Below are 9,505 nucleotides of genomic sequence, written 5' to 3'. Positions count from 1 at the left end.
CCACCCGCTACGACAAACTCGCCGTTCGCTACGAAGCCACCCTCACCATCGCCGCCATCAACCAATGGCTTCGCGCCCTACGAAACACGGCCTAGCGCGCGAACGCGGCGGCGCCGGCACGCGGCACCGCAACGGTGATCCGGATCGCGGTGGTGAGCGACAGGCCACCGTCGGGCACGCGCGCGGATTCGAGCGCCCGGTCGGCGTCGGCGGTCGCGGCGTCGTGACGCTCAGGCGGAATGTGTCGCAGCAGTGCCCGCCCGCCGTGCGACGACATCCATTCCATCCAGTGGCCGACGTCGCGGAACCGGCTCTCGACCCGGTGTTCCCGGATAGCGGTGACGACGAGTCCCGCTTCGGCCATGGTCGCGGTTATCGCCCGTTGGTCGGCGAATGGATCGGCCGCAGGTGTCGGTCGCGGCTGGTCCTCCGGCAGGTGCGCAGCCAACGCCTCCATCGCGGCGACGAAAGCCGGATCCTGGGCTGCGAAGGTACTGACCGCCAACCTGCCCGAGGGCCGCAACAGCCGCGCGTAGGTTCGCAGTGCCTGCTGCGGCTCGGGCAGCAGGAAGACGACCAGACCGGCCAGGATCGCGTCGAAGCTTCTAGGTGGGAAGTTGGGTTGCTGGGCGTCGTCGACCCGCACGTCGACGTGGGTCAGGCCGACGCGTCTGGCGTCCTCGGCGGTGAGCCTGACCATGGCAGGCGCGAGGTCGATGCCCGTGACACGCCCGGTGGGGCCGGTGGCATCCGCCGCCGGGAACAGGACCGCTCCGCGACCGCAACCGACGTCGAGTACACGCTCGCCCGGTCGGATGCCGGCGCGCCTGACGAGTTCGGCGCCGAACGGACCGAAGAAGGAGACACCGGTGCGGTCGTAGGTCGATGCGGCCTGCTCGAACACTTCGACGGCCGCGTTCGACCGCGCGCCTTCCGTCATCGACATCGGCTCCTTCCGTCTGGTAGGGCCGACCGGAGACCGAAAGAGCAGCCTCCGAGTGCGGCGGGCGCCGAGATCCCGAGCCTAGGTGATAACGGGAACGGTTTCCACTACGGTGGCGGCATGAGGGACGAGTACCAGATCTCCGGGGAATACCTCCACCTGCTCAGTGAGCCGGCCTGGCAAGCCCTGCGGACACCAGTGACCGACGCGCTTCGCGGCGCCGACAGCGACGCCACCCTGCTCGACGTCGGCGCCGGCAGCGGCCTGGGCACCGAGGTCCTCGCCACGGCCGTCCCACACGGCGATGTGGTAGCGGTGGAACCGTCGCCAGTACTGCGGGCGGTGCTGCTCTCCCGCATCGCCGCGCACCCCGACCTGCGGCAACGGGTAACCGTGGTAGCCGGCGACGCACTCGGCGTCGACCTGCCCACCCGCCTCGGCGCCGTCCTGGCGATCAACATGATCGGCCACCTCGACCCGCACGCACGGCGGGCGTTCCTGCTCCGGGTTGCCGAACGTCTCGTCCCCGGCGCACCGCTGGTGCTGAACCTGCAACCGCCGACGGAGCCGTCAACGCTCCCGTTCTCGGTCTTCGGCACCGTGCGCGTCGGCCGCCACACCTACGAAGGCGGCGGCTCCGCCGAACCGTCCGGCTCGGACGCGGTGACCTGGCGGATGCGCTACCGGGTCCTGGACGACGACGGCACCGCGCTGCGCGAGGACCACACCGACTACCGCTGGCACGTCATCTCAGCCGAGGCCCTGCTCGCTGACCTGGACGAGGCGGGCCTTGTCGGCGAGGTCGGACCACTGGACGTCGTCCGGGCAGTGCGCCGACTCTGACGGCGGCGTCGGGCGCGCCTACCAACCCGCCTGTGCGGCGGAAGCCGGCGCAAGCGGTGGCATGCGCACCCCAATGGCCCGGATGAAGAGTGCGCAACAACGATATGGCCCATCCGTCACGCCCGAGGCATTTCCAAGGCCACCGACCTGGCACTGCACAACGCCGACGCGGTCCTCGTCCGCAGCGAGCTGTCCGCCCTGCCCGCATCGATCGCCTTGTCCCGACGCGCCCGCAGAATCGTCAAGGCGAACCTGGCCATCGCCGGCACCTTCATCACCGTGTTGGTCTGCCGGGACCTGTTCGGTCACCTCCCCCTCCCCCTGGGCGTGGCCGGGCACGAAGGTTCCACCGTCATCGTCGGCCTCAACGGCCTACGCCTGCTTGCCCCCTCCGTCTGTCGGCGCGCCCAAACCGAAGGAGTGTCCTGAGCGCTGCCGGCGATGAAGGGGCGCGACGGGCAGGCGCCTGGTAGCCGGGTAGCGGTGCACGCCACAAGTCGCCGGTGCACCGCTCCCGGCGGCCGGCGGCATGCCAGACCAGCGGCAAGATCGAAGACCACCGGCTCAACCCGCAGTGGCGGCCGTGCCCTGCGCCGCTCCGGACAGGACGGTCGTACGGGTTAGGCCAGCCGGGACAGCAGTGCCGTGCGGTGGTTCGGCGACGGCTTCACGGTGGTGATTAGCAGGGACAATCACGATTGCTGGGGCTGAGCGACCGGTTCGTGAAGGCTGATCTTCGCTGCCCGGTCTGCAGAGAGGGCCTGGAAGATCTTGGTGGGCTTGAGCACGTCGGCTGCGAAGTGCACTCCTGCGGGTATCTCGCCCGCGAGTACCGCGTTCGTCGTCGCGGCGGCCATGAATCCGCTGAGTTCGTAGGAGTCGTCGCAGGTCAGCGACAGGACGGCCGCTGGCGCCTCGGCATCGTCCGCGTCCCAGAGGTGGAACTCCTGGCCGTACCACGTGCCGTGTCGCTGAACGTCCTCGGCCGCCGCATTGACCAGGTCGGCGGTGTCCGTGGCTTGCAGTGCCCAGGACAGGGCCAGCTGCTCAGGGAGGCGGTCGCCTCCGAACGCGGTGTACCAGTTCACCTGGCCGATCTGAAGTGCGCGAGCGAGCCGGAGCGCCTCGGTGGACAGGAAGGGAAAGGCGTCCACCGGTCGGGGGAAAGCGGCAAGCGACAGGTGGCGTCGGGGTGCAATGCTCCGTTCCCGGACGGTGCTGTCTCGCCAGCTGGCTCCGGGCGTGCCGTGCTCGGGGCCGCGACTGAGCAGCACGTCCCCGGCCGCGGCCGGGGTCAGCGGCGCCACCCCGCCGAGATAGGCATCCAACCGGGTGGCCTGCCCGACGATGTTGGCCAGGTGACGCGGCAGGAGTCCGGACAGGCCCGGGAGTGCCCCGGCGGACAGTAGGGCGATCCGCCCGGCTGCCCGCCATTCGTGGACACCGCCGCCGCTGCTTAGGTGCAGGAACGTCGGATCGTCACCGGCGGCGTCGACGTAGTCGGTGCCGTTGCGCAGCGCCGCGCGGGCGACCGTGTCGAGGATCCGGTACGACGGGCCGGCGCAGTTGACGAGAAGGTCGCACCGGGCCGCGAACCGGTCGAGCGCGGACGGGTCGGCGAGGTCGACCGCCACGGGCTCAGCGAGGGCGCTGCCCGTGCCCAGCGAGCGAACAAGGTTCTCGGCCCGCCCGAGGTCGCGTCCGGCAACGAGGAGTGACGCGGCCGTGCTCTGGTGAAGGCGGCGCGCCACCGCGCTGCCAACGGCTCCGTAGCCTCCGAGGATGCCGATCGTCGTGGTGTCGCTCATCGTGTGGCTCCGTCTCTGGATGCTGGCCACCTCGCCAGTTGATAACTATTGTCATTTTCGTTTGGATGATGAGTGCCGGCGTTGCCGGCGAGGAGGATCCCGTGTACGACGTGATCGTGGTGGGCGGAGGGCCGGCTGGGCTCAACGCCGCCCTGGTGTCGGGCCGACAGCGCCGGCGGGTGCTGGTGGTGGACAGCGGCAGCCCGCGCAACGCGCCAGCCGCCGAAATGCACATGTTCCTCAGCCGGGACGGCTTCTCCCCGGCCGAGCTGCGTAAGGTGGGCCGCGAGGAGCTGTCGGCGTACCCGAGCGTGGAATGGCGGGAGGGCCGAGTCGACAGCGTCACGCGTACCGAAGACGGGTTCGCCGTGACGCTGGCCGACGGCGAAGCCCGCCGGGCCCGCAAGCTGGTGCTGGCAACGGGGCAGGTCGACCTCACCGACGCTGTTGACGGACTCGCGGAACGGTTCGGGCGGGGTGTCTTCCACTGCCCGTTCTGCCACGGCTGGGAGACGCGGGGCATGGCGCTCGCCGTCGTCGGGCACGAACTGCCGCAGGTCATGCAGGCCCTGTACGTCGCCGACCGGTTCAGTGACGATGTCGTCGTCTGCACGAACGGGCATCCTGTTCCCGAACCGGCCGCGGGCCGGCTGGCCGCCGCTGGCATTCCCGTGCGTGAGGAGCCCGTCACCCGGATCGAGGGAGAGGAGGGTCACGTGCGGTTGGTCTTCGCCGACGGCACGGTGCTTGAACGGCAGGCCGTGTATCACCGGGCACCTACCCGCCAGCACTCCGCTTTGGCCGAGCAGCTCGGCTGTGAGTTGCTGCCGGACGGTTGCGTGCGCGTCGATGAATTCCAACGGACCTCCGTGCCCGGCGTGTACGCGGCCGGGGACACCGCCCGCCTGGCCGCGCTGCCGGACGCGCTGACGTTCGTCGTCACCGGCGCGGCCGACGGCGCGCGTGCCGCCGTGTGGCTGGACCAGGAGCTGTTCCGGGAGGACGCCGGGCTGACCGGCTGAGCCGGGCCAGCGGGCCGGGTCCCTGGCGACACACCGCAGGCCGGGCAGGCCGTGGCGGGGCGCACACCTCGCCACGGCCCGTTCACCTCTCGCCGGGGACACCGATGTCGCCAGCGGTGGACCCGCCCGCCTCGCGTACGGCTGTGGCGAGCCCCGCCACCGTGGGATGTTCGAGGAAACGACGGGGTGTCACTCGTCCGACCTCTTCTCGGGCGAGGGCGCCAAGCATCCGTACCGCGAGCAGTGAATCTCCACCGAGACCGAAGAAGTTCGCGGCCCGATCTGCCACTGGGCAGCCGAGCAGCGCCGCCCAGTGGCGGGCGATGCTCCGTTCGAGGTCGTCACGCGGCGGCCCGGGCTCGTCGATCGTCGCACCCGCCGGGGCCGGCACGGACAGGCGCATGCGCGACCCCGCCTGCTCGGGCGCGTCCAGGTGCTCGGGCAGCGCGAGCGGCCTGGACCAGTCGCCCTCGTCGACCAGCGATTCGATCATTCCCATCACGTCCCCGAACATCCGGTCCACGTCCGAGGCTTCGAAGAGTTCCTCTACCAGGGAGAAGACCACCACGAGCTCGTCGCGCAGCTCGAACAGCCGGACCTCGAGCGCCACCTGCGGGGTCCGCAGTTGCTGGTAGTGGCTGGACAGGTCGATGGTGCCCAACGGTCCGGCGGTACGGGGTACCTCGCTGCCGAGCGCGGCGTCGACGCCCAACGTGCTTTGGAAGACCACCGGGGCCACCGGCCGTCGGGTGTCGCGGCGGCGCCCGAGTTCGCGGGAGACCTCCACCCCGGTCACCAGGTTGTGCGCCATGGCCTCTCCGATGTCGCGCTGGGCGCGGACCGCGAGGTCGGAGAAGGTCGCCGACCCGGGCAGTTCCACCGGCACCAGCATGGTCGAGGAGAAGGCACCGACCAGCCGGGGCACGTCCGGGTGCAGCGGAAGGCGGTTCAGTTGCAGGGTGTTGAGCAGAAACCGTCGATGCCCGCAGGCCCGAGCCAGGGCCGTGGAGAACACGGCGAACATGGCTGCGGACGGCGTGACGCCGTGCCGCGCGCAGTGTCCCCGCAGCGTGGCCCACCGGTCCGCGTCCAGAACCGCCTGCCGTGCGCCCATCAGAACCGGTCGGACGTCCGCCGGGTCGGTGATCAGCGGCAGGGCCGGGGGCAGCGGAAGGTCGTCGAGGCGGTCCCACCACCAGTCGCGGTCGGCCCGCCACTGGTCGGTCCCGGACAGCCCGTTCAGGGTCACGGCGTAGTCGCCGAAATCGACATCCAGCGGTGCGAGCATCGCGTTCTGGTCGGTGACCAGAGCGAACAGATCCCGGTAGAACACCCCCGACGACCAGCCGTCGATAATCATCAGGCTGGTCGAGGAGTGCAGCCGTGCCCTGGCCCCGGGCAGCAGGGTCAGCCGCATGTCCAGACCACACGCCCGGGTCGGTTCCGGGCCGTCGGTGCTCATCTCTCGGCGAATGGCGGCCAACGTCTCGGCGACCTCGTCCGCCTCGGCCGCGCTGAGGTCCGTCACCCGCAGCACCGGTAGAGCCTCCGGGTCGTCCAGAGGCAGGATCCTCTGCCGCCCGTCGGGCAGGATCCGCGCGCGCAGCACCGACTGGTGCTCGGCGAGCCGTTCCAACGCGTCCTGCAACGCCTCGGCGATTTCGTCGGTCTCGATGTCCTCCAGTCCGATGTCGACGTAGTGGTGGGCCGACCGGTAGGACAGCTCCCATCCGTCCTGCTGGCCGACGAAGTAGCCCTGCTGGAGTGGAAGGAGCGGGAACGGGGCTTCGGGGTCGTCCCGGCGCTTCAGCTCCAGCGGCAGGGGCCGCAGGCCGCCTGTGGCGGTGCCGCGCTCCTGGATGAGGGTGGCCAGCCGGGCCGCGCTGTGCTCGACGCGAACGTCGGCCAGGGCCAGCGCCGCACCGAGCCGTTGCCGCACCAGCGCTGCCATCCGTACGGTCAGGACGGAGTCGCCGCCGAGGCTGAGGAAGCTGGCGTCGGCCGGTACGGCGGTTACGTCGAGGTCCAGGACATCGGCCCAGACGCCGCGGACGGCATCGATGAGTTCAGTCGGCACCTTGGTGCCGGAGGGGTCAGTCAACGAGGTTCTCCCATCGTGGCGATGAACGAGGCGGAAATGATGCGGTCCACGGCGTGGACCCGTTCGGGACGATCGGCCGGCGGCAACCTCGCCGCGAGGGTCGCCGCGACGAGCGCGGGGTCCGGGCGCCGGGTGTCCGAGCGGACCCGGCCGACGATCACCCGCTGCCCCGCGTCGGCCAGCTGGTGGCCCTTGGCGGGCAGGACGGGCAGTGGGTCGAAGCCGGCGGCGTCCAGCTGGTCGGCCCACTCCGCGGCCGTGAGGAAGACGCGGTCCTGTCCGGCCCGCAGGTCGGTGAACCAGCGCTCCTCGTCGGCGGACGGTGACATGAGCAGGTACATGGAGGTGAGCGCTTGGTAGTGCTCGCGGCAGGACTCGACGAGCACCAGCAGTCCGCCGGGGCCGAGCAGCTCCCGCAGCGCGGCAAGCGCCCGGCCGATATGGCGGGCGTTGTGCAGGACGTTCGCGGCCAGGATGACGTCTCGGGATCCGGGCGTGAAATTCGGGCCGGCCGGCGGCAGGTTGACGTCGAACAGGGCGACGCGCAGACCCGGCCGGTCGTCCAGAAGCGTCCGCGCAGAGGCGAGAAAGAAGCGCGACACGTCGGTGAACAGGTAATCCACCTCGGTGTCGACGAGCGCGTCGAGGACGGCCCGGGTGGTCGCCCCGACGCCGGCACCGACCTCCAGGATCCGCAGCGGGCCACGCTTCCCCCGGGTGCCGCTGGCGATCATCGCCGCCGCCGCGTGGTTGGCCCAACGGCTGGGCAGGTTGTCCCGGTAGTTGCCCTCGGCGGTGTCGGTGCAGCCGTCGGGGAACAGCAGCTCCTGGACCCCGGCCTCGTCCCGCAGCAGGGCCGGCAGCCGTTCCGCCGTGGCCAGGAAGAACCGGGTCATCGACGGCGGATAGCCCAAGCCCCGACGCGCCTCGTCCAGCTCCCGCCGGGCTCGGGCATACCGGACGCGGTCCGGCGCGACGAGATCGTGGTACCGGCCGGTCCGCGGGTCGTACTGAAGCCGGTCCTCGGCCACCAGCGTATTCAGCCACCGGCGCACGATCCAGGCGTGTCGCGGCGCGGTGCCCAACGCGTCCAGCACCTGTCCCGTGTCATGCCTTGCCCCGTCGTGGAAGAGCCGCGCCCGGTGCAGCACTCGGGCCATCGTGAGCAGGGCGACGTCGTCCAACAAGCGGGTCAGCTGGGGGAAGTCGGACAGCTTGGCGCCGGCCACGGCGGCGTCCCCGGCCGCCGACGCCGACCTCACCTCGTCGGCGAACGGCTGATCGGCGCGCGGATTCGTCCGCTCAGCAATGCTGGGCGTGGGTGCGGCGACCAGCAACGTGGCGCGACCGGGGCCGGGAACCCACTGCCAGGCGCCCACCCCGGGTAGGTCCGACAGGGCGTCGATCGGCGGACCGTTCACCGCGTTCCCCTCTCGCCGGAGTCGGCGTCGGCGTCGGCGTGGGCCACCACGATCCTGGGCGGTCTGATGCCCGGCACCTGTCGCCGCAGGTGGTCACGCAGCACCTCGGGCAGTCGGCGGCGTACGAAGCCGGCAAGGGGCTCGTGCGCCTCGGACCCGCTCGCGTGCCCGTTGCCGACCAGTGCCTCAAGGGTCAGGAGCCCGCAGGCGGCGGGTGCGGCGACGGCCAGCAGTCGTGGGTTGTGCGGGTCCAGCAGCACCGCGGCGTTCAGCCCGCGTAGGGCTTGGCGTAGGGCGTACGGCGTGATCGCCGTCGCGGCGTCGTCCAGCAGCGCGTTGGGAATGCCGGAGACGACGACTGGTGGATCGGCTACTGCACCCCGTAGCGTTGCGGCCACGTCTGGACCGAGTTGCCCCGGCCAGAGGATTGTCCGGACTGGCGCGGCCTCCTCCGAGGACCCGGGACCGACGTGCAGGATCAGGTCGTAGCGGTACCGGGTCAGCTCCGTGTCGTCCTCCATCGGGCGCGCATGCAGGCTTACCCGTACCGGCCGGTCCTGCGCCATGAGCATGGCGGCGACGGCGCGGGGGGCGAAGGACAGCTCCTCGTCCGCCGAGATCGCCGCCCGTACCCGTGCCTCGAGGTCGGTCCCGCCGCGCCCCGGGTCGCGGACCTGCTCCAACCAGGTGAAGTGCGCGGTCAGGAGATCACTGTGCCGGATGTCGCCGACGATCACCGTGCCGCCGTCGGCCACCGTGTCCAGTGCCTGACGCAGCACCTCGGCGAGATAGTCGAGCCCGGGGAAGCACTGGGTGACGGAGTTCAGCAGTACGCAGTCCGGGGCGACGCCCCCGCCGAAGACGCCGTCCATAGCCGCCCGCACCCTGGCGGCCACAGTCTCGTGCGCGGCGGCCTGGACGAAGGCGGTACGGGGCAGGTTCGCGCGCCCGAGACGCTGTACCGCCGCAGACGCCACGTCCGTGCCCACGTAGCCATCCAGGTGCGGGTGCAGGCGGTGCGCGAGCAGGCCAGTGCCGCAGCCGATCTCCAGTACGCGCACCGGCCGCTGGGCGAGAACCAGGTCGATGGTGCAGGTCAACCAGTCACGCATGTGCTCGACGGGCAGCGGCAGACCGGTGTCCGAGGCACGCCAGCCGGACAGGTCCAGGTCGTCCGAGTGCCGCCCGACGGCCTCCTGATACACCCAGTCGTAGACCTCGGCCCAGTGGTCGAGATGCTCCCGCACCAGCGGCCCGGGGCGCGGGCCGGACTCGGTGGCGCCGGGGTCCGGCCACACAACGATGGAGCCGTCCGGGTCGGCGTGTGCGCCGGCGACCCACGGGTGCTCGGCGATGTAGGCCACCAT

8 protein-coding genes are annotated in these 9,505 nt (G+C 71.2%); 3 read left to right on the top strand and 5 right to left on the bottom strand.

From position 1 onward, the window contains the following. Positions 1–91: 91 nt before the first annotated feature. On the bottom strand, positions 92–946 hold the full coding sequence (locus tag ACIBF8_RS29180; protein WP_396787133.1) for a class I SAM-dependent methyltransferase: 855 nt from the start codon (positions 944–946) through the stop codon (positions 92–94). A 117-nt stretch (positions 947–1,063) separates the two neighbouring features. Between ACIBF8_RS29180 and ACIBF8_RS29175 the strand changes: the two genes are divergently transcribed. Together ACIBF8_RS29175 and ACIBF8_RS29170 are read left to right on the top strand one after the other, a co-directional pair. Further along, positions 1,064–1,786, top strand: a complete 723-nt coding sequence (locus ACIBF8_RS29175) for a class I SAM-dependent methyltransferase (RefSeq protein WP_396787132.1) — start codon at positions 1,064–1,066, stop codon at positions 1,784–1,786. Between the two features lie 216 nt (positions 1,787–2,002). Further along, entirely contained in the window at positions 2,003–2,215 is a 213-nt protein-coding gene (locus tag ACIBF8_RS29170) for a hypothetical protein (protein ID WP_396787131.1), read from the top strand. 263 nt (positions 2,216–2,478) lie between these two features. On the opposite strand, the gene ACIBF8_RS29165 is transcribed toward ACIBF8_RS29170, so the two are convergent. Beyond that, positions 2,479–3,594: a saccharopine dehydrogenase NADP-binding domain-containing protein gene (locus ACIBF8_RS29165; RefSeq protein ID WP_396787130.1), complete on the bottom strand. Its 1,116-nt coding sequence runs from the start codon at positions 3,592–3,594 to the stop codon at positions 2,479–2,481. Between the two features lie 101 nt (positions 3,595–3,695). Between ACIBF8_RS29165 and ACIBF8_RS29160 the strand changes: the two genes are divergently transcribed. After that, the gene (locus tag ACIBF8_RS29160) at positions 3,696–4,616 is read left to right on the top strand and encodes an NAD(P)/FAD-dependent oxidoreductase (RefSeq protein WP_396787129.1); all 921 of its coding nucleotides are present in this window, start codon (positions 3,696–3,698) and stop codon (positions 4,614–4,616) included. Positions 4,617–4,698: 82 nt separating this feature from the next. Here ACIBF8_RS29160 and ACIBF8_RS29155 read toward each other — a convergent pair whose 3' ends face one another. Genes ACIBF8_RS29155 through ACIBF8_RS29145 form a run of 3 tightly spaced genes read right to left on the bottom strand, consistent with a single transcriptional unit; the run spans position 4,699 to position 9,505 of the window. After that, positions 4,699–6,717 carry a condensation domain-containing protein gene (locus tag ACIBF8_RS29155; RefSeq protein ID WP_396787128.1) on the bottom strand — a complete coding sequence of 673 codons (2,019 nt, stop codon included), beginning with the start codon at positions 6,715–6,717 and terminating at the stop codon, positions 4,699–4,701. Continuing rightward, the gene (locus ACIBF8_RS29150; RefSeq protein WP_396787127.1) at positions 6,714–8,138 is read right to left on the bottom strand and encodes a methyltransferase; all 1,425 of its coding nucleotides are present in this window, start codon (positions 8,136–8,138) and stop codon (positions 6,714–6,716) included. Before ACIBF8_RS29150 ends, ACIBF8_RS29155 begins: the two co-directional genes overlap by 4 nt. Next, a complete protein-coding gene (locus tag ACIBF8_RS29145) occupies positions 8,135–9,505 on the bottom strand; it encodes a class I SAM-dependent methyltransferase (RefSeq protein WP_396787136.1) in 1,371 nt (456 codons plus the stop codon). The genes ACIBF8_RS29150 and ACIBF8_RS29145 overlap by 4 nt, the downstream gene beginning before the upstream one ends.

Source organism: Micromonospora sp. NPDC050276 (assembly GCF_044459545.1).
Taxonomy (GTDB): domain Bacteria; phylum Actinomycetota; class Actinomycetes; order Mycobacteriales; family Micromonosporaceae; genus Micromonospora.
Note: the sequence above shows the minus strand (reverse complement) of the source record. Positions and strands in the feature narration are given on the sequence as shown.

Bases quoted from the DNA above. Each gene is read 5' to 3' on its own strand.
- ACIBF8_RS29180 (WP_396787133.1), bottom strand. From the start codon at position 946: ATGTCGATGACGGAAGGCGCGCGGTCGAACGCGGCCGTCGAAGTGTTC.
- ACIBF8_RS29175 (WP_396787132.1), top strand. From the start codon at position 1,064: ATGAGGGACGAGTACCAGATCTCCGGGGAATACCTCCACCTGCTCAGT.
- ACIBF8_RS29165 (WP_396787130.1), bottom strand. From the start codon at position 3,594: ATGAGCGACACCACGACGATCGGCATCCTCGGAGGCTACGGAGCCGTT.
- ACIBF8_RS29145 (WP_396787136.1), bottom strand. From the start codon at position 9,505: ATGGTGGCCTACATCGCCGAGCACCCGTGGGTCGCCGGCGCACACGCC.